Source organism: Mycobacterium sp. 1245852.3 (assembly GCF_001669335.1).
In the GTDB taxonomy this organism is placed as follows: Bacteria; Actinomycetota; Actinomycetes; order Mycobacteriales; family Mycobacteriaceae; genus Mycobacterium; species Mycobacterium europaeum_A.
The window spans coordinates 24140-41500 of the sequence record NZ_LZLL01000492.1; the positions used below are offsets into that span (position 1 = coordinate 24140).

A 17361-nucleotide genomic window follows, 5' to 3' on the forward strand; every position below is an offset into this window, starting at 1 on the left:
CGATCGCGACGCCTAGCGGGATACGTTGCGTGCTAATCATATTTGTCATTCTCGTTATGCCGTAGTGCGAGTCCGGGCCGCTGCCCTTTGTGATGCGAACGTCGTTGATGCGGTTGGTTTTCCGCGGCTACCGTCCGCCAGATACATGTCATAGGGCACGGCTTTGAGTAGCGTCACCAGCCGCCCCGTCTCATCGGGAATTGAGTAGATGCGCTGGTCGCCGGGACGCGCGCCGGCTATCGCGCGGCCCAAGGGCGACGCCATCGAGTAGACCTTGATATTGGCGCCCTCGCTGCCGCGTCTGCCGAGCAGAAAAGTCTCGGTCTCGCCGGTGACGTCGTAACGGATGGTCAGAACCATGCCCGGTTCGGCCATGGAGTCACCGGCGGGACTCTCGTCAACGACCGCCTTGGACAACAGCTTTTGAATCTCGCGGATGCGTCGTTGTCGCGCTACGCGATTCGCGTCGAAGTCCATTATGTCGTCGGGAGTTTCAACGATGAGCCCCGAGCGCAACGCGTTGAGTCTGTTCCGCAGACGGGTGTATTGCTGTCGTGTCATCCAGATGGGTTCGGAGCTGGTCATTTCAGCGGTGTCCCTTCGTTTGTAGGGGAGCGTCGTCAGGGGCGGGCCGAAGTGGGCAGCCGCCACTGACGACTCGGAGGCCCGTGGTGGGCGAGATTTTGATGCGGTTCAAAGTTTTTCGTGTAGCGCTCTAATTCCATGGTGCCTGCATCGGTACGAGGGTGCTTGCCGGACACCGACAACCGCGGTGCGCGGCATTGTCACGCCCCGACAACGCTGTGGCTGGTAGCGTCCCAACACACCACAGGGGAGCGCGCTTCTAAATACCAAAACTCAACCCCCGCGGGGCTGAGTCGGAGATAGAGTGGAGCGCGCTGCTTATCGTCGTTCGACCAGGCGGTCGAAGCTCTGCTGCCATCGGGCGTAGCGGAGTCGGTCAAGGGTGATGCGCGCGCGGGCGAACAGGGCGACTGCCAAGAGGCTCACCCCCCACCAGGTCGCTACTGCAAAGACCAGCGCGTCGTTGCGGGCGGTGTTTAGCGGTCTTGCCACCGGAAGGCCCCGGTCGTCGACCCAGATCTCGATCTCGTCCCCGGTTTTGGCTTTCAGCGGCGCGGTAACGTCGCCGGTGCGTTCGGTCCCGGCGGCGAACCATCGAGCGGGAACCGTCACTGTCGGGCTGTCAAGGTTGCGACGCTGACTCTCACCGGTGACAGTCGCGGTCACCGGGCGGCGAGTTTGGACCTGCTCGGCATAGAGACGGCTTCGAGAATCATGGACCACCGTGCCCACGGCGGCACCGATGGGTACGGCGATCAACGACATCGCAACGGCTAGTACCAGAATCAGTGCCTCCACTCGGTCTGTCTTGCGTATCAGCGGGTTACGACCAAACAGTCGCGCCAACAGCCTTCGGGGCACGGGCAGGGTGAATGTTTCCATCGCGGCGTCATCGTCTGGTCGGCGGTTGGCCATCCGTTGATGATCGGGCTCTGGGGTGGACATCGCATTTCCTATCGGAGGGTTCGGCCTAGGGTTGAGGTCGCGGAATGGGGGCGGAAACCAATCGTGAGTCAAGCCTGGCCTCTGACTGGGCAACCTTCATGATGATGCGGATGTTCGCCGCAAGCTTTGCCGCGGCCGGACAATGTCGCCGACCCGCTTTGTCGGGTTCCGACAGCGCGTGGTCAATCGGTGTCGATAGCCGCGAGTTCGATCATCATCGCCAGCCGCTTTCTGGCGTCGTCTAACGGCAAAGTGGTGATCTCGGCCATCTTGCGCAGCCGGTAACGCACGGTGTTTTCGTGCACTCCGAGCCGTTCTCCGGCCTCGGCCGGGTCGCCCTGGGCCTCCAGCCATGCTCGCAGCGTGGCGACGTAGTCGGTCCCGTGGGCGCGGTCATGACGGCCCAGCTCGGCCACCGGCCCACGGGATGGGGAACGGCCTTTGCGCGCCGCGGCGCGCAACCGCTGCAGCAGGATGTCAGCCCATGACTCGTCATAGACCGGAGGCGCGGCCCCGGGTGATATCTCATGCAGCGCAAGACATTCCTCGGCTTCCTGGCGTGCAGCGGCAAGGTCTGTCACCTCAGCCGCGCCACTTACACCGGCCAACACCGTCACCTGTTCGGGCAGGGCCGCCCGCAGACCGGTTACCCAGCGTCGCGCCGTCGCCGCTTGCTCGGCGGGCAGCAGCGTGTACACGATTTTGCCCGCCAAAGCGCTGCGCCCCGGCCGTGACCAGCCGAATCCGGTGGTAGCACGCTCGAACGACAACAACAAAGCGGCATCGCGTTCATCGCCGATGAACGCCTGCAGCGCAATGACTCTCAGGCCATCGTGCGGCAGACCCAGCCTGCTCGCCACCATGGCTGCATCAGCAGTGCCCTCCAGCAGCCGAAGCACGAGTTCGGATTCGACTTGACGTTCCAAATCCGCGCTCGCGCGGGACCGGAGAAGATGCAGGGCTACGGTGTGCGCACCCGCGGCCAAGGCGGTGCGCGCCGCTTCGTCGAGAGGCGCCGAACACGCCACCCATACCGACCCGATCAGCTCTCCCGCGGAGCGCACCGCCACCACTTCCCGCCCGATCAAACCGTGTTCGGGATCCTCGGGGACGAACAGCGGTTCGTCGGAGACCCCCAGGTGTGCGAATACGCCCCGCGCATCGAACAATTCGCGCAGCTGCTCGGGCGTCTGTCGTTCCAGGATGGTCTGCACCCGCGCCGGGTCAGCATGCTGCTGTTGTTTCGAATACGCCAACACCCGCAACAGCGCGTCGTGAATGACGACTGAACTGCCGACAGCATCCGCCAGGCTATCGGCCAGCGCGAACAAATCCGTTGGGCCACGACCGGATTCGGTCTCGCGGCCCTCCAACACGAGACCGTAGACGACCGCACTCACCTCGCTCCAGGTGACCGCCTCGTCAACCACCAGGACGGCGCCGACCTCGGCCTCGCTGTCGAACGCCTCTCTGTCGAGCGCGATCGGCTCACCGTCGCGTACCAACACCACGACGGCGCGCGCCGAAGCCGCCCACCGCACCGCTTCGCGAACGGAGCCGGCGCCGATGGCCAGCAATACATCGCCTACCACCACACGATCCGGCGCGGCTTCGTGGATCACCACGCTGCGCAGTTCGGTCGACCTGGGCACCGACGACCACCGCAAGCGGACCCTATAACCACCCAGCACGTTCACCAAGCGGTCCAACGTGATCACCAGCCGCTCCTTATGCCGAACTGGTAGTCAGCCTAGCCAGGCGTCAAGCGGGTCCGATGAAAATGCATTGCTAGGCCGATGAGCTTCTGCTCGACCGCGCGGCCCGACTCAATCCGGCGGGTGGGCCGCCGAGCCGACGGCATCGCTGAGCGACGCGAATCCGCCGTCGCGCAGCCGCTGCGCGATGCCATCGTGAATCTGCTTGGCCCACAAGCCTCCTCCGTAGATGAAGCCGGTGTAACCCTGCAGCAGCGATGCGCCCGCGGTGATCCGCTCCCAGGCGTCGTCCGCGGTCTCGATGCCCCCCACACTGATCAGCACCAGGCGGTCACCGACCCGGCCGTAAAGCCGGCGCAGCACCTCGACCGCGCGGCGTGCCACCGGCGGCCCGGAGATGCCACCCGGACCCAGCTCGTCGACCCCGGGCGTCCGCAGACCCTGCCGTGACACCGTGGTGTTGGTGGCCACGATGCCGGCCAGGCCCAGTTCCACTGTCAGGTCCGCGATTTCGTCCACGTCGGCATCGGAAAGGTCCGGCGCGATCTTCACCAGCACCGGTTTGGACGTCTCGGCGAGCACCGCCGAAAGGATGGGCCGCAGCGTGTCGACGGCCTGTAGATCACGCAACCCGGGGGTGTTCGGCGAGCTGACGTTGACCACCAGGTAGGACGCCAGGGGGCCGACCAGCCGGGCGCTCGCCCGGTAATCGTCGACGGCCGCGGCGGCCGGCGTCACCTTCGTCTTGCCGATGTTGACCCCGATCGGCACCTCGGGCCGCTGCCGCGCGAGGCGCACCGCCAGCGCGCCGGCACCGAGATTGTTGAAGCCCATCCGATTGAGCAGGGCCCGGTCGGCCGGCAGCCGAAACATCCGGGGGGCCGGGTTGCCCGGCTGTGGGCGGGCCGTGACCGTCCCGACCTCCGCGTGCCCGAATCCGAGCGCCCCCCACGTGAGCAGCCCCAGGCCGTCCTTGTCGAAGCCGGCGGCCAGTCCCAGTGGCCCGGCGAAGCGCACCCCGAACACCGTGCTCGCCAGTGCCGGATCCGTCGGGGCCAGCAGCCGGTGCAGCAACCGCCGTGTCCAGCCGACCGAGGTGGCACCACGCAGCAAGGCGAACACCAGCGTGTGAATCCGCTCGGGCGGGATCACGAAAAGCAGCCGTCGCGCCAGGCCGTACATCCGGTGTCCGCCCTCGCGTGGCCGGGCGGCCGTCACAGTTCCGGCTGGTCGGGCCGTCGCCCCTCGGAAGCCGCGCCCTCGATGCGAGACTTCTTGCGGCGCAACAACACTCGTCTGCTACCGTCGGTGTAAAGCCGCACCCTGGTCAACTCCCAGCCGCGGTATTCGGCCTCGATGGACAATCGGGTGGACGCACTGACCCGGGTCACGTCCGGCGGCAAACGCAGCGGCGCCCATTCGTATTCGTCGGACATCTCGGTGTCCCATCCCGCGGGCAGGCGGCTGCGCCGCGCCGCGGTCAACGCGTACCCGCCGCGTGCTCGATGACCTGAACTCCCGCACCGGAACCCGACACCACGTACAGGGTGCCTGACGCTTCGTCGATGGCCAGCGAGTTCGGTTGCTGCACGGTCGGGTAACGCACCTTTTCGACGGGAATTCCGGTGGACAGATCGTAACCAATGACGATATTGGAAACGGTCTGCGAAACCCAGGCTAACGCGCGGGAGCCGGCCAGGCCGTACGGCGCCTGCGCAACCGGGTAGGCCTGCCGCAGAATCAACGGGTCCACGCCGTACACCAGCAGCTGGCCACCGCGGGTGTCGGCGACCAGCACCCGGCCCGCCGGATCGGCGGCCATGGTGGTGGCGCCCCGGCCCGCGCGCAGCGCCTGCTCGGCATGACCGTCGGCGCCCATCGTCGTCACCGACGTCTGGCCGCGGTCCAGCACCACCGTCGTATTGCCTTGTGTGGCAAGGGCATCGACGCGCGCAAAGATCTTGTTGCGGTTAACGACGGTCGCGCCCGGCGTCGGGGAGGCAAGGGTGTAGACGGCGCCGTCGGCGCTGCCCAGCACCAGCTTGCCGTCGGCGCGCTGGGCCACCGCGGTGAAATCGGTCTGGGAAGCGTCGGCGACGGCCACCTGAGTCGCCCGGCCGGTGGACAGCTCGACCGTGAAGTAGCCGCCGCGGGCGGCGAGGTAGGCGGTTCCGTGGCCGTCGTCGGCTAAGGCGGTGGCCGGTCCCGGCAACTCGACGACACGCGGCGTGACCTGCGCATCACCGAAGACGGTGACGCTGGCGGGGGAGGCCGCGTCGGCCCCCGGGGTCAGGACCACCAGCTGATGCGTGCCGTCGTCGAAGACCGCCGCCGCGGCGTGACCGGCCAGCGGCCGCACGGCGCCGGCGGGCTGCTGTGACGCGGGCGGCGACACGGCGGCGCGTGCCGGTTCGATGGTGTGCGGAGCGCCACCGAGCGAATTGGACGAACATCCGGCTATCGCCAGCAGCAAAACCGCGAGACTCGTCAAACCGCCCCGAACTGCCCGTTTCCGGCGCGACGGTAGTGGCAGCAATTCATTTCCCTCGTGGTCTGGCGGCGAGAAGCACGTGGAACACAGATTCTATGAAACGCTTTCGCCTCCACCGGGCCATGCCGCCTGCATCCGACCCTACCGGCGAGGTATGGTCAGCTCATGGCCGTCACCGCTGACCGTCATTTGACGCAGAAAGAGTTTGCTGTCGAGGACATGTCGACGGGCATTGCCGCAAGCGGATACGGACAAGTCGGTGATGGACGGAGCTTTTCGTTCCACATCGAGAACCGATCCCTGGTCGTCGAGGTTTACCGGCCGCGGCTGGCGGGGCCCGTGCCGCAGGCCGATGAGGTGGTCGCCACGGCGGTCCGCGACGTGGTCGACATCGACCTGACCGACGAGCGCAGCCTGAGCGCTGCGGTGCGCGACTCCATCGCGCATGCGGTGCCCGTTTCGCGCTAGCGGTGACCCGGCCAGCGGGTACCGTCGTGGTCGATATGACCGTCATCCTCTTACGGCACGGCCGCTCGAGTTCGAACACGGCGGGCGTTCTCGCCGGTCGCTCCGAGGGCGTCGACCTCGATGACAAGGGCCGTGAACAGGCCGAGGGGCTCATCGACCGGATCGGCGAGCTGCCGATCCGGGCGCTGGTCAGCTCGCCGCTGCTGCGCTGCCGGCGCACCCTGGAACCGTTGGCCGACGCGCTGTGCCTGACGCCGCTCGTCGACGACCGGCTTGCCGAGGTGGACTACGGCGAATGGACGGGCCGCAAGATCGGCGACCTGGTCAGCGAGCCGCTGTGGAAGGTCGTGCAGGCTCACCCCAGCGCGGCGGTGTTCCCCGGCGGCGAGGGCCTGGCGCAGGTGCAGGCCCGGGCGGTGGCCGCCGTGCGTGAGCACGACCGCCGCCTGGCCGCCGAAGCCGGTGCAGACAGCGGCGGCGACGTGCTGTGGGTCGCTTGCACTCACGGTGATGTCATCAAGGCCGTCATCGCCGACGCGTACGGCATCCACCTGGACGGCTTCCAACGCGTCACCGCCGACCCGGCGTCGGTGAGTGTGATCCGGTACACCGAGCTGCGTCCGTTTGTGTTGCATGTCAACCACACCGGTGCGCGGCTGGCGGCATCCTTGCGCGCCGGCCCTCCGGCGAAGGAAGAGGCTAAGGAAGGCTCGAAGCACGACACGACGCCCGACACCGACCCCAAATCCAACGGAGAAGCACAGCGGCCGGGTGCGGGAGTGCCGTCCAGCGACGCGGTGGTCGGCGGTTCCGCGGATTAATTCGGCGGGTGGGTCCATCGGATCGCACGGCGACGGCAACTGCCGGTATTTTGGGAAGTGCCATGGCCCGCGCAATTCATGTTTTCCGCACACCCGACCGCTTCGTGGCCGGGACCGTTGGCCAGCCCGGAAATCGCACGTTTTACATCCAGGCTGTGCACGACGCCCGAGTGGTGTCGGTGATATTGGAGAAACAGCAGGTGGCGGTGCTCTCCGAACGCATCGGTGCGCTGCTGCTGGAGGTGAACCGCAGGTTCGGCACGCCGGTTCCCCCCGAGCCCGCCGAGATTGAAGACCTCGATCCGTTGGTCACCCCCGTCGACGCCGAGTTCCGGGTCGGAACCATGGGCCTGGGCTGGGATTCGGAGGCCCAGACGGTGGTGGTCGAGCTGCTGGCGGTCACCGACGCCGAGTTCGACGCGTCGGTGGTGCTCGACGACACCGAGGAGGGTCCCGACGCGGTCCGGGTGTTCTTGACGCCGGAGTCGGCGCGCCAGTTCGCCACCCGCTCCAATCGCGTCATCTCCGCGGGACGGCCGCCGTGTCCGCTGTGCGACGAACCACTGGACCCGGAGGGCCATATCTGCGCGCGCGCCAACGGATATCGGCGCAGTGCGCTGCTCGGGCCTGACGATGACCCCGAGGTCTGACGACCGTGAGGTGTTGCGCGACGGCGAGCTGACGGTCATCGGACGGATCCGCTCGGCCAGCAACGGCACCTTTCTCTGCGAATCGACGCTTGGCGAGTCCAGCGTGCACTGCGTCTACAAACCCGTCGCGGGGGAGGCGCCGCTGTGGGATTTTCCCGACGGGACGCTGGCCGGCCGCGAACGGGCGGCGTATCTGGTGTCGGCGAAGCTCGGCTGGAATATCGTGCCCTACACCATCATTCGGCACGGACCGGCGGGCCCGGGCATGCTGCAGCAATGGGTGCAGCAACCCGGCGACGCGGTGGACACCGAGCCGCGGCCGGGGCCGGACCTGGTCGACCTGTTTCCCGCCGGCAGCAAGCAGCCCGGTTACCTTCCGGTGCTGCGCGCCCTCGATTATGCGGGCGACGAGGTCGTCCTGATGCACGCCGACGACATTCGCCTGTGGCGGATGGCGGTGTTCGACGTGCTGGTCAACAACGCCGACCGCAAGGGCGGCCATGTGCTGCGCGACCTCGACGGCCACATCTTCGGGGTCGACCACGGCGTGTGCCTGCACGTCGAGGACAAGCTGCGCACGGTGCTGTGGGGATGGGCCGGCAAGCCAATCGACGATCACACCTTGGAAGCCGTGGCCGGCCTGGCGGACGCGCTCGAGGATCAGTTCGGTGACGAACTGGCCGAGCACATCACCCGGGCCGAAGTCGCAGCGCTGCGCAGGCGCGCCCACGCGCTGCTGGACCGTCCGGTGATGCCCGGGCCGAACCGGCATCGCCCCATTCCCTGGCCGGCTTTCTAGCGGTGATCGCAAGCGCGGCGCTGCCATCGGTGAAGGCCGCGGTACGCCGTCGGCGATACTGAAGCGGTGAGCCCCGCCGACGAGATAACCGCCGACGAGATAACCGATGCCGCGCTGGCCGCCGATCTCGCCGCCGAAGCCGGGGAGTTATTGCTCAAGGTCCGCGACGAAGTCGGCTTCGGGTATCCCTGGGCGCTGGGTGATGCCGGTGACAGCCTGGCGAACGCCTTGATCCTGCGGCGGCTGCACGCGGAGCGGCCCGACGACGCGGTGCTCAGCGAGGAGGCCTACGACGACCTGTCCCGCCTCAACCATGACCGCGTGTGGATCATCGACCCACTGGACGGCACTCGGGAGTTCTCCACGCCGGGCCGCGACGACTGGGCGGTACACATCGCGCTGTGGCAGCGCCCCAGTAACGGCCAGCGCGAAATCACCGACGCGGCGGTGTCGTTGCCGGCCCGCGGCAACATCGTCTACCGCAGCGACACCGTGACCGCCGACGCCGCGCGCGTCGGCGTCAGCGACACCATCCGCATCGCCGTCAGCGCCACCCGGCCCCCCGCGGTCCTGCACCGGATGCGCCAGACGTTGCCCATTCAGCCCGTCGCGATCGGTTCGGCCGGTGCCAAGGCGATGGCCATCATCGACGGGCACGTCGACGCCTACGTGCACGCGGGCGGCCAGTGGGAGTGGGATTCGGCGGCCCCGGCCGGGGTGGTGATGGCCGCCGGCATGCACGCGTCGCGGCTCGACGGATCGCCGATGCGCTACAACCAGCTCGACCCGTACCTGCCCGACTTCGTGATGTGTCGCGCCGAGCTGGCGCCCATCCTGTTGAGCGCCATCCGCGGCACGTAGGCCGTTAGGCCGTCAGCGGCCGAGCCGGCGCCGCAAGTCTTTCGCCGAGAGCATCCGCACCATGTTTTCGATGAAGCTGCCCTTCCTGGTGCCGCAGGGATGCCAGAGCGGCTCCTTTCATCGCGTGTTTTTCGTCGCGCGCCGCCTTCCCGGCCCGCCGCGCGGGCCGCATCGTCGGCGCGCTTAGGCTGATTGCCATGCAGTCGTGGTCTTCCCCAGAGGTCCCCGTGTTGGCGGGGCGCGGCCCGGAGCTTCGGCTGTATGACACGTCCGACCGGCAAGTGCGTCCCGTGACGGCCGGATCGACCGCCACGATGTATGTCTGCGGCATCACCCCGTACGACGCGACCCATCTGGGCCACGCGGCAACCTATCTGGCGTTCGACCTGATCCATCGGCAGTGGCTCGATCTCGGGCACGACGTCCACTACGTGCAGAACGTCACCGACGTCGACGATCCGCTGCTGGAGCGCGCCGAGCGCGACGGCATCGACTGGCGCGAGCTGGCCGCGCGTGAGGTGTCGCTGTTCCGCGAAGACATGGCGGCGCTGCGCATCCTGGCCCCCCGCGAATACGTCGGGGCGACCGAGGCCATCGCCGAGGTCGTCGAACTCGTCGAGAAGATGCTGGCGTCCGGAGCGGCCTACGTCGTGGACGGCGAATACCCGGACATCTACTACCGCGCCGACGCCACGATGCAGTTCGGCTACGAATCCGGCTATGACCGCGACACCATGCTGCGGCTGTTCGCCGAGCGCGGCGGCGACCCGCAACGGCCCGGCAAAACAGACCAGCTCGACGCGCTGCTGTGGCGGGCCGAGCGGCCGGGGGAGCCCAGCTGGCACTCGCCGTTCGGTCCGGGCCGTCCCGGCTGGCACGTCGAGTGCGCGGCGATCGCGCTCAGCCGCATCGGCAGCGGCCTGGACATTCAGGGCGGGGGCAGCGACCTGATCTTCCCGCATCACGAATTCACCGCCGCGCACGCCGAATGTGTGCGCGGCGAGCGGAGATTCGCCCGCCACTACGTACACGCCGGGATGATCGGCTGGGACGGGCACAAGATGTCCAAGAGCCGGGGCAACCTGGTCCTGGTGTCTGCCCTGCGCGCGCAGGGTGTCGAGCCTGCGGCCATCCGCTTGGGGCTGCTCGCCGGGCACTACCGCGGGGACCGGTATTGGAGCGACCAGGTGCTCGATGACGCCGTCGCCCGGCTGCACCGCTGGCGTAGCGCTACGGGGCTGGCCGTCGGGCCGGACGCCAGCGACGTGATCGCGCGGGTGCGCCAATATCTAGCCGACGACCTCAACACGCCCAAAGCCCTTGCCGCCCTTGATGGTTGGGTCACCGACGCGCTGGAGTACGGTGGCCACGACGCCGAGGCGCCCAGGCGGGTGGCGACGGCGATCGATGCGCTATTGGGCGTGGCGGTCTAGCGAGAGCATGCGCTCGGTCACGCCGGCAGGCCGCTTCCCGTCTTGGGTCCCTCGGGAATGACCTGTTCGGTCGCCGCCAAGGCGGCCGGCCACCATTTCGCCAGTGCCGACAGATCGGCCGCTTCCTCGTAGAGGCTCGTCGACCGGGAATTGACCACCACGGCTTGGTCGGGTGTCTCGGGTCGGTCTCCCGCGGCCTTGGCCTTGGCGGCGTGCGCCAGCTCGAAAGCGTTTGTCGCCGAATCGCGTTCGTCGGCCGGCACGGAGTATGTCTGGAAGAATCGGGCCAGCTCGTCTGGAGCGGTGGCACGGACATAGTGGCGCAGCTGCAGGATCGCATCGCGGATTTCGATGACCGTCTGGTGCAGCTGCAGCGTCGACTTTCGAAACCGCCGGTCGTCGTGTTCGAGGTCGTCGTGTTCGAGGTTGAAACTGCTTTCCGGGACCACGGCTGTCATGCTGAGCCGCAGCGGCTGCAGACCTCTCCAGGTGCGGCTGACGCGGTCGAGTCCGAGGTAGGAATGCAGGCGCACGGCGAGCGGAACCGCGCCGAAGAGATAGACGATGACGGCCATCCACAAAAATTCGAATCCGTGCACCCGCACCCGGAATGCCACGGTATTGCTCCAGCCGAGCTGGTCGCTCACCGCCAGCACCAGCGCCTCCAGGCAGGCCGCGGACGTCAGGACAACCGCGAGCACCCCGGCGGCGGCGAGCAGCAATTCGCGGGTGTCGGTGGCCCTCAGCAACTCCGAGCCGAACATCCACAGCAACCGCGCCACCAAGATGACGATGATGGTCAGGTACAGGCTCAACGCCAACACCGCATCCCAGCCGCCGGACACCTCGAACGGCTGGCCCACGACGCGAGCCCGGGTGCCTGCGACCAGGAAGGCCGCGGACAGCGCGATCGCGGCCAGGCGGTAATAGCGGTGACTGCGACGCGTTGCCTCCGGTGAGATCCGGTTCCACAGCATGGTGAAACCGATGAATTCGCCGGACGCCAAAATCATTGCAACACAGGACAATTGCTGGGCAGTTGTCACGTTCATGAGGGCGCTCTTCGACAACACCGCTTCCACTCGGCGCTCGCGCAGCAGCTGCGCCAGCAGCAGCCACGCCATCACGTTGTTGAAGTAGGTCTGATACAGGTTGGCCCTGCACCACCGGAACCGGGCAGCGAGAAGCATCGCCATGATCGCGATCACGGGCCACGCGACGATACCCGGGATGGTGGACGTCATTGGCGACGAAAGAAGGCGCTGCGCATCATCGAGCGACGTTCGGCGGCCTCCGCGGCGGCGATCAGCAACAGGGAAGCGAACATCTCGGCGTCGCGCTCCTGATCACTGGCGTAGTCGCCGCGTCCCAATATCGCGCGCACTGTGGCGGGATCGATGTCGGGCAAGGCTTGCCGGCACACCTTGTATTCCGGTGCCTCCTCGAAGCTGTGACCGCCACTTCGACCGTGGCCCAGCAAGATGTGTCCGATCTCGTGGCCCACGATCTGGTCGATGTGGTAGTCGGTGGTACCGGCCTCGTGCAGGATCAGGTCTTCGTCGTCGCAGGCCAGCCAGATTCCGCAGGGGCTGTCTGCCAGCGCCGCGGTGTCCGTCGGGACCAGCCTGATCGGCCGACCGCGCAGCTGGCCCAGGTTCTCGATGAAGACGTTCCGGTCCCAGGGCACCGGGATCGGCAGCTCGCGCGTCAGCGCGAGTATCTCAGCGTTCGAGGCCGCCATCGGGTTGGTCATCTCTCTGGGAGGAAATCGGGGGCAGCCGTTCAAGCTCGCGGAGGTGGTCGACGATCGCCGCCAGGCTGTTGAGGGCCTGGGGGGTCAGCCCCGAGGCGCGCGCCGCCAGGTCGCGCACGCCGTTATCGCGCAGTGCCTGCAGAAGATTCAGTTGCGCGTCGATCGCCGGGTCGGTGCCGCGATCGATCAGGTATGACGGCGGCACCCCAAAAAAATCGGCGATCGCCCTCAGGTGCGCGACAGTGGGGTTCGTCTTTATGCCGCTTCTGAGTTGCCAGAGGTAAGCCGGGCTGATCGGGACGCCGGTTTTCTCGGTGATCGCCGCGGCGGCCGCGGCGTTGGACAGCGGAGGCGTGCCCGCCTTGCGCATGAGCTCGAACAGCTTGTTCAGGCGGGCTGCCAACACGCCGTCGTCGGACCCTTTGGCTGGGGCGCCATCGGCTGCCAATGCACTCTCGTTTCATCAGATCTCTCTCGGTGTGTACTCATGTTACAGGTAGGCCCTTCTCGACGGCCTCGAAACACTACTCGCGAAGACGCTCCGGTGCGCGGCTGTGACCTCGGTGTCTGTGGATGGTGAAGCGCTTCACCTCGTTACGCACAGGGGGCGGCGCGCGGGTTTACATTTTCTTCAGCGTACGGTTGAATTTCCGGCGTGTACTGTGGTGTACGGTGCGGCGCGGCGCCTTTTCCTTCCGATAGGGCGATCGACATGCCGCGCGCTGCGCGTCCGGGCGCGGCTTTGCTGGTGAACGACGAGGGGCGGACGCCAGAGCGCCGGGTCCGGCTTCGCGCGGGGCGGCCCGGGATGTCTCGCCGTGGCCATCCTGCCTTAACAGGCCTTTTTTGTCGGCGAAACAATGCGCCGCGCAATTCACCACGAGGGCGGGAGATCGCCGCCCAGCACAGCAAACTCGAATTCCGGTTTGATGGCCATTGTCGACATCGGGTAACACGGCCCTATCCAGATGCAGAAGCGCCACTTCTAGGTGAATCCTCACCTGCGACGACGCCCGCTGTTGGTGTTAGCCAACGCCACGATTTGAAGCCAAAGATTTGTTCTGCGCAGCGGCGCCATTGCCGGCCGGCGGCGAGCCGTGGAGTGTAGTGATGTTTGCTATGAACTTACCTGGGATCCGACGTGCGTACCTATGAAACACCTGTATAACCTGGGTATTAATTTACACATGCGTCGAATCGCAGCGGGTCGGAATAATTTGCTGTTAGGTGCAAATCGGGGTAGCATTTTCAATACTTACTGGACTGCAGAAGGGATGAGTCCGGTGCACATGACGAGCGAGCCCGCGCGACTGTCGATAGACGGTCACCCCCGTCGGCCGCTGCGTCGTGATCATCGTCGGCCACAGGAGCGTCATGTGGCCGTTACCGATTGGGCCGGTCGCCGGCCCATCTGGAATTTGGAACGCTGCCCACTGGCTACCTTCCTGGCTTTGCCAAACGCCAAGGTGTCTGTGCTCGCTCGCTAAAAATTAGGGTTTACAAGTGTCGGGGGAAGTCGGGTCTACATGGCCCATTGTTGGGCGAGATGTGGAGTTGCGGCGATCGCTGGCGGCTCTGAGTAGCGGGGATGTCCACGGGGTGGCATTGGTCGGTGACAGCGGGGTGGGCAAGTCGACGCTGGCGCGCATGCTGGCCAAGACGGTCGAATCGGCAGGCCGGACAGTGCGGTTCGCGCTCGGGACCCAAACGGGCTACGCGGTGCCGCTGGGCGCGTTTTCGCGCTCGGTCAGCCTCGGGGTTACCCACGAACCGGCCGTCATGCTGGCCGCTGCGCACAAGACGCTGGCTCAAGAGAAGAACTTGGTGGTGGTGGTCGACGACGCGCAGCTGCTCGATCCGTTGTCGGCCACCTTGGTCAATCAGCTGGCGGCCGGTCGCAGCGCACGGTTGATCGTGACGATCCGGTCCGGCGAACCGGTCTCGGATGCGGTGACCGCGTTGCTCAAGGAACGCATCTTGCTGACCGTTCACGTCGATCCGTTCACCCGCGAGCAGACGGCCCTATTGGCCCGCGCGGTTCTGGGCGGTCCGGTCGATTTCCAGTTGGTCGACGAGTTGTTCGAGCGCAGCGCGGGAAATCCGTTGCTACTGCGCGGTTTTCTCGCGGCGGGGCAAGAGACTGGGGCGCTGGTTCGCACGGAAGAGGGCTGGCGACTTCGGGGACCGCTGCGCGCCGATCGCGAACTGCACGATGTGTTGGAGTTCCGGCTGCAATCACTGAGTCCGGACGAGTTGGAGGTGGTCGAGATCCTGGCCACCGCCGAACGGCTGAAGTGGGAGGTGCTGCGGGACATCTGCGATCCGGAGGCGGTGGCGAGCCTGGAGCGCCGTGGTCTGATCCAGTTGGTCGCCGACGGGTCGCACGCGGTGGCGCAGTTGAACCAACCCATGCTCGGTGAAGCGGCTACCCGGCACGCCGGAATGGTGCGCTCGCGGCAGGTCAACGGCAAATTGGTGCGGGCCCTGCAAAAGCACGAGCGGGCCGGGGACGGCGTGCTGAAGTTGCCCGGGTTGCAGGGCCGAATCCGACTGGCGCAGTTCATGATGCGCAGCGACATGGAGCCCGACCTCGAGGTCGTCACCGCGGCCGCGGTGGACGCGTTGTCGATGTCGAATGTGGTGCTGGGCGAGGAGCTGGCGAGGTTCGCTGTCGATCGGGGCGGCGGCCTGCCCGCCGCGTTGGTGCTTGCCGAGGCGGTGAGTTGGCAGGGCCGCGGCGAGGAGGCCGATACCGTGCTCGTCGATGCCGAACCCGACGGCGGCGACGAATGGCTGATAGCGCGGTGGGGCTGTCTGCGCGCTGCCAACCTGTACTGGGGCTGCGCCGACGTCGAAGCCGCCACCCGGGCGCTCGATGACGTGAAGAAGCGGGTGGCGGCCGAGGCGGGTGTGCAGCTGATCGACGCGCTGGAGTTGTCGATGGGCTACTTCCGCGGCGACGTCGAGACGACCATCGCACTTGGGCCGGCGCTCTGCGAATCCGATCTATTACCGATCGCGACGGTGTGGGCTGCTTTCCCCACCTGCGGTGCCCTGGCCGTGGCCGGTCGACCGTCGGAGGTAAGCCGCGTCGCCGACGTCGGGCTGCGCGCGGCCGCACTGTGCGGACTGGGGCCGCATCAGTTCAACATCGGGATGACGGAGGTCATCGCCGCGACCGCCACCGGCAACGATCGCATGGCCGAACGCAGCTACAAGCGTTACGCCGCGATGGCCACCGGCCTTCCGGAAGCCGAGGCCATGGTGGACGCGATGCTGGGACTCGTGCATCTCGCGCGCGGCGAGCTCGCGTCGGCGTGCGCCGCGTTCGTCAAATCGGGGGCGGTGTTCACCGAGGGTTTTCCGTCGCCGTGGTTGGCACTGGTGGCCGCCCGCCATGCCCAGGCCGAGGGTGCGCGGGGCGACAGTGCCGCGGCAGCGGCGGCGCTGCGCCGCGCGGAGAAAGCCTACGGACCGCATATCGCGGTGTTCTTGCCCGAACTCGAGCTTGCCCGGGCCTGGGAGCGGGTGTCCGCCGGTGACACCACGGCCGCCCAGACGCATGCGTTGCGCGCGGCGCAAAACGCGCGAGTGGCCGGGATGCACGCGGTCGAAATGCAGGCGCGCCATGCCGCCGTGCGGTTCGGCGATCGCTCGCAGGTGGCGCGGCTGGAGCAGCTGGCGCGCATACTGGACACGCCGTTGGCCGGGGCGGTCGCCGATCATGCCCGGGGGCTGGCACGGCACGACGGCAATTTGCTCGATGCCGCGGCACACCGGTTCGCCGACCTCGGCGCGTTGGCTCTCGCCGCCGACGCATCGGCCCAGGCCGCCGCCGAACACACCCGCCGGGGCGACCGCGCGAAGGGATTCGATTCGTCCACCCGCGCACACGCGCTGGCCAGCCAATGCGGTTTGCGCACCCCGTCGGTCGACGCGTCGGCTCGCCCGCTGCCGTTCAGCGGCCGTGAACGCCAGATCGTCATGCTGGTCGCCGCCGGGCTGTCCAACCGGCAGATCGCCGACCGGCTGGTCATCTCGGTACGCACGGTGGAAGGACACCTGTACCGGATCTTCACCAAGCTCGGCATCAACAATCGCGACCAACTCATCTGCCTTACCCGGCAGGAGCCGCCCAAACGAGGGGAGTTGTCACTTCGTGACGACGAGTCCCTGAGGTACGGGAGCCACGACCACCCCCGGACGGGCTGACTCTTCATAGGTACCCTATGAAGTTCGGCGTCCCGCCACTCTATCTCTGCGCGCTCACCACTCGACTTAGCTGTGGATTCCAATGATGCCTGCTTGAGGGGCCATACGCTCCCGCCCATGAGAGGCATTCGGAAGCGCAAAGTCGCGATCGTTGACCACGATGTTGACCCGTCCGGACCCGCGGTGACGGTTTTGCCACGGGAGCCGCTCACAGTCGAGGGCCGACTCGCATCGGGCCGCGTGGGCGGGACCTCGGCGCCGCTTGACGCTTTCAGGCTTTATCTGGCGGCAGCGAGTTCGGCCTTCATGTAGCGAACGGCGAGCTCGGGCCGTCTTGTCGGGCAGACGAGAACGGCGCTGGCTCGCGGTAGTCGACGAGCGCTTGTCGCCGGCGTCGGCGGGAGTGGGGAAATTTTGACGCACCGGGCGAATGAATCGACGTGGCCCATCGTGGGCCGCGACGCCGAGTTTCGGCGGTCACTGGCGGCGCTCAGCAACGGGGACTTCAACGGAGTGGCCTTGGTCGGCGACAGCGGAGTGGGCAAGTCGACGCTGGCTCGCATGCTGGCGAAGACGCTCGAGTCGGCCGGCCGCACGGTGCGATTCGCGCTGGGCACGCAAACGGGGT

17 protein-coding genes are annotated in these 17361 nt (G+C 67.1%); 8 read left to right on the forward strand and 9 right to left on the reverse strand.

What is annotated here, in order from left to right:
* Window positions 1-54: 54 nt before the first annotated feature.
* From A9W96_RS21865 to A9W96_RS21890, 6 genes are all read right to left on the reverse strand, one after another.
* Window positions 55-585 carry a GreA/GreB family elongation factor gene (locus A9W96_RS21865; protein WP_067142998.1) on the reverse strand — a complete coding sequence of 177 codons (531 nt, stop codon included), beginning with the start codon at window positions 583-585 and terminating at the stop codon, window positions 55-57.
* Window positions 586-903: 318 nt separating this feature from the next.
* Complete coding sequence (locus tag A9W96_RS21870; protein WP_231999783.1) at window positions 904-1500, reverse strand: hypothetical protein; 597 nt, start codon at window positions 1498-1500, stop codon at window positions 904-906.
* A 212-nt stretch (window positions 1501-1712) separates the two neighbouring features.
* Window positions 1713-3248, reverse strand: a complete 1536-nt coding sequence (locus tag A9W96_RS21875) for a CdaR family transcriptional regulator (RefSeq protein ID WP_067143004.1) — start codon at window positions 3246-3248, stop codon at window positions 1713-1715.
* 108 nt (window positions 3249-3356) lie between these two features.
* Window positions 3357-4427: a quinone-dependent dihydroorotate dehydrogenase gene (locus A9W96_RS21880; protein WP_067143006.1), complete on the reverse strand. Its 1071-nt coding sequence runs from the start codon at window positions 4425-4427 to the stop codon at window positions 3357-3359.
* Between the two features lie 32 nt (window positions 4428-4459).
* Window positions 4460-4729, reverse strand: a complete 270-nt coding sequence (locus A9W96_RS21885) for a DUF5703 family protein (protein ID WP_066873471.1) — start codon at window positions 4727-4729, stop codon at window positions 4460-4462.
* A complete protein-coding gene (locus A9W96_RS21890) occupies window positions 4726-5736 on the reverse strand; it encodes a YncE family protein (RefSeq protein WP_067143008.1) in 1011 nt (336 codons plus the stop codon). The genes A9W96_RS21885 and A9W96_RS21890 overlap by 4 nt, the downstream gene beginning before the upstream one ends.
* A 165-nt stretch (window positions 5737-5901) precedes the next feature.
* On the opposite strand from A9W96_RS21890, the gene A9W96_RS21895 reads away from it, so the two are divergent.
* From A9W96_RS21895 to mshC, 6 genes are all read left to right on the forward strand, one after another.
* Window positions 5902-6204: a hypothetical protein gene (locus A9W96_RS21895; RefSeq protein WP_066873465.1), complete on the forward strand. Its 303-nt coding sequence runs from the start codon at window positions 5902-5904 to the stop codon at window positions 6202-6204.
* 35 nt (window positions 6205-6239) lie between these two features.
* Window positions 6240-7025 (forward strand): histidine phosphatase family protein, encoded by a 786-nt coding sequence (locus tag A9W96_RS21900; RefSeq protein ID WP_066875958.1) that lies wholly within the window; start codon window positions 6240-6242, stop codon window positions 7023-7025.
* Window positions 7026-7087: 62 nt separating this feature from the next.
* Window positions 7088-7675: a DUF3090 domain-containing protein gene (locus tag A9W96_RS21905; RefSeq protein ID WP_007770786.1), complete on the forward strand. Its 588-nt coding sequence runs from the start codon at window positions 7088-7090 to the stop codon at window positions 7673-7675.
* Complete coding sequence (locus tag A9W96_RS21910) at window positions 7659-8474, forward strand: SCO1664 family protein (protein WP_066875956.1); 816 nt, start codon at window positions 7659-7661, stop codon at window positions 8472-8474. Before A9W96_RS21905 ends, A9W96_RS21910 begins: the two co-directional genes overlap by 17 nt.
* A gap of 66 nt (window positions 8475-8540) precedes the next feature.
* Window positions 8541-9335, forward strand: coding sequence for a 3'(2'),5'-bisphosphate nucleotidase CysQ (locus A9W96_RS21915; protein WP_067143011.1), 795 nt, complete (start codon window positions 8541-8543; stop codon window positions 9333-9335).
* Window positions 9336-9532: 197 nt separating this feature from the next.
* Window positions 9533-10768 carry a cysteine--1-D-myo-inosityl 2-amino-2-deoxy-alpha-D-glucopyranoside ligase gene (gene mshC / locus A9W96_RS21920; protein WP_067143014.1) on the forward strand — a complete coding sequence of 412 codons (1236 nt, stop codon included), beginning with the start codon at window positions 9533-9535 and terminating at the stop codon, window positions 10766-10768.
* A 17-nt stretch (window positions 10769-10785) separates the two neighbouring features.
* Here the strand turns inward: mshC and A9W96_RS21925 are convergent, their stop codons facing one another.
* Genes A9W96_RS21925 through A9W96_RS21935 form a run of 3 tightly spaced genes read right to left on the reverse strand, consistent with a single transcriptional unit; the run spans window position 10786 to window position 12891 of the window.
* A complete protein-coding gene (locus tag A9W96_RS21925) occupies window positions 10786-12012 on the reverse strand; it encodes a DUF6545 domain-containing protein (RefSeq protein ID WP_067143021.1) in 1227 nt (408 codons plus the stop codon).
* On the reverse strand, window positions 12009-12509 hold the full coding sequence (locus A9W96_RS21930; RefSeq protein WP_066876002.1) for a hypothetical protein: 501 nt from the start codon (window positions 12507-12509) through the stop codon (window positions 12009-12011). Before A9W96_RS21930 ends, A9W96_RS21925 begins: the two co-directional genes overlap by 4 nt.
* Window positions 12490-12891, reverse strand: coding sequence for a helix-turn-helix domain-containing protein (locus tag A9W96_RS21935; RefSeq protein WP_231999785.1), 402 nt, complete (start codon window positions 12889-12891; stop codon window positions 12490-12492). Before A9W96_RS21935 ends, A9W96_RS21930 begins: the two co-directional genes overlap by 20 nt.
* 1133 nt (window positions 12892-14024) lie before the next feature.
* Between A9W96_RS21935 and A9W96_RS21940 the strand changes: the two genes are divergently transcribed.
* Together A9W96_RS21940 and A9W96_RS30700 are read left to right on the forward strand one after the other, a co-directional pair.
* Window positions 14025-16733, forward strand: coding sequence for a LuxR C-terminal-related transcriptional regulator (locus A9W96_RS21940; protein ID WP_369830858.1), 2709 nt, complete (start codon window positions 14025-14027; stop codon window positions 16731-16733).
* A gap of 450 nt (window positions 16734-17183) precedes the next feature.
* On the forward strand, window positions 17184-17361 hold a 178-nt coding region (locus A9W96_RS30700), incomplete at its 3' end, for an ATP-binding protein (protein WP_156765360.1).

Coding starts and splice junctions, on each gene's coding strand:
- A9W96_RS21865 (WP_067142998.1), bottom strand. CDS start 585: ATGACCAGCTCCGAACCCATCTGGATGACACGACAGCAATACACCCGT.
- A9W96_RS21870 (WP_231999783.1), bottom strand. CDS start 1,500: ATGGCCAACCGCCGACCAGACGATGACGCCGCGATGGAAACATTCACC.
- A9W96_RS21880 (WP_067143006.1), bottom strand. CDS start 4,427: ATGTACGGCCTGGCGCGACGGCTGCTTTTCGTGATCCCGCCCGAGCGG.
- A9W96_RS21895 (WP_066873465.1), top strand. CDS start 5,902: ATGGCCGTCACCGCTGACCGTCATTTGACGCAGAAAGAGTTTGCTGTC.
- A9W96_RS21900 (WP_066875958.1), top strand. CDS start 6,240: ATGACCGTCATCCTCTTACGGCACGGCCGCTCGAGTTCGAACACGGCG.
- A9W96_RS21905 (WP_007770786.1), top strand. CDS start 7,088: ATGGCCCGCGCAATTCATGTTTTCCGCACACCCGACCGCTTCGTGGCC.
- A9W96_RS21910 (WP_066875956.1), top strand. CDS start 7,659: ATGACCCCGAGGTCTGACGACCGTGAGGTGTTGCGCGACGGCGAGCTG.
- mshC (WP_067143014.1), top strand. CDS start 9,533: ATGCAGTCGTGGTCTTCCCCAGAGGTCCCCGTGTTGGCGGGGCGCGGC.
- A9W96_RS21925 (WP_067143021.1), bottom strand. CDS start 12,012: ATGACGTCCACCATCCCGGGTATCGTCGCGTGGCCCGTGATCGCGATC.
- A9W96_RS21930 (WP_066876002.1), bottom strand. CDS start 12,509: ATGGCGGCCTCGAACGCTGAGATACTCGCGCTGACGCGCGAGCTGCCG.
- A9W96_RS21935 (WP_231999785.1), bottom strand. CDS start 12,891: ATGCGCAAGGCGGGCACGCCTCCGCTGTCCAACGCCGCGGCCGCCGCG.